Below are 1,560 nucleotides of genomic sequence, written 5' to 3' on the forward strand. Positions count from 1 at the left end.
CCGCTGTCCACCACGCCACCGGGGGTGGACACGCCGCTGTCCACCACGCCAGCGGGGTCGACACGCCGCTGTCCACCACGCCACCGGGGGGGACACGCCGCTGTCCACCACGCCACCGGGGGGGGACACCCCCCCTGGTTCGAGCCGTCGTCCCCTCAGGCACAGCAACAAACGCTCTCGTCAGCGCTCTCCGGCTGTCACGCTACCGAACACCGCTCTCCACCTGGCTTGCGGTTGCGCGCGTTCGTACGCTGAGCAGGCGAGCCTCGCGGCGCTTGCATTCCGCGCGAGCAGACCTCGTGCATCAGCACCCCCTTGAAGGACGATCAGCGCGTGCCCTTGGTGCCGAGCGACCCGAGACGGGCGAGAATCTCGGCCACAGTCGGTCGACCCTCCGGGTCGCGCGCCATCAGGTCGGCCACGAGGCCGTCGAGCGCAGGGGGAACCTCCGACCGCCGCTCGACCAGGGGCTGCGGGTCTTCGGTGAGCATGCGGTTGAGCACCGCTATCGTGGTCTCGGCTTTGAACGGCGGCTCTCCGCACAGCATCTCGTAGCTGATGGCCCCCATCGAGTAGAGGTCGCTGGCCCCCGTGGTGCTTCGTGCCTCGAGGTGCTCGGGCGACATGTACATGGGGGTGCCGAAGGCCTCCCCCGACTGGGTCACCGAATGCCGATCGGTGCGGCCGGAGAGGCCGAAGTCGCCGATCTTCAGATGGCCCGAGGGGGTGACGAAGATGTTGTCGGGCTTGAGGTCGCGATGAACGATGCCGGCCTCGTGCAGCTTGCCCAGGGTCTCTGCCATCTCGCGCATCCAGCCCACAACCTGATCGATGGGCAGGCCCCCGCCCCCGTCACGCTCGATGACGTGGCCCAGCGTCTGTCCGTTCATGAGCTCCATGACGAGGAAGGGCCAGTCTCCCGCCTGCCGATCTTCCGGCACGTCGAACGTGCCCCAGTCGATCACCTGAACCAGTCCCCGATGAAACACGCCCTTGCAGATCTCGGCCTCGCGCAGAAATCGACGGCGGGCGTCGGCTTTCACCACGGTGTCGCGGAACGGCACCTTCACCGCCCACCGCTCGTCGCGCCCGCCGCCCTCCCGCGAGGCAGCCTCGAACACGGCCCCCATGGCGCCGTTGCCCACCTTGCGCAAGATCTCGAGGGGACGGTCGTTCGCCGTGCTCAGGGTGCGCCCCAGCATCTTGGGGAGATCGCCGCCCCCGAAGTGGGTGCTGGCCATGGTCTCCTTGTCGCGCTCGGCCTGATCGGCGCGCTCTTCGGCGAGGTGTGCTCGACGGTGAGCCAAAATCAGACGGGCAAGTGCAAAGACGGCAACAATCCCGACAAGGGCGAGAGCAGCAACCCCCACCCCGGTCATTCCCTTATACCTCATTGTAAATTCGCGAGTTATCGTTTCCGGATCATCGTCCATCGAGACGTAATTCTTGGCCTCATCAGGGGTTTCTTCGGTCGTATAGGTCGTCAGAGAGCCCTCGTACTTGAGCCGCACGTCATATGCATAGGAGGGTGCCAGTCCCGGAGGCGGCAGTGGGATGTCG

General features: G+C 66.5%; 1 protein-coding gene. It reads right to left on the reverse strand.

Annotation, left to right across the window (positions count from 1 at the left end):
- Positions 1-326 precede the first annotated feature (326 nt).
- A complete protein-coding gene (locus tag EB084_25130; GenBank protein ID NDD31548.1) occupies positions 327-1,433 on the reverse strand; it encodes a serine/threonine protein kinase in 1,107 nt (368 codons plus the stop codon).
- Positions 1,434-1,560: the final 127 nt, after the last annotated feature.

This window comes from Pseudomonadota bacterium, from assembly GCA_010028905.1.
Classification (GTDB): domain Bacteria; phylum Vulcanimicrobiota; class Xenobia; order RGZZ01; family RGZZ01; genus RGZZ01.

Bases quoted from the DNA above. Each gene is read 5' to 3' on its own strand.
- EB084_25130 (NDD31548.1), bottom strand. From the start codon at position 1,433: ATGGACGATGATCCGGAAACGATAACTCGCGAATTTACAATGAGGTAT.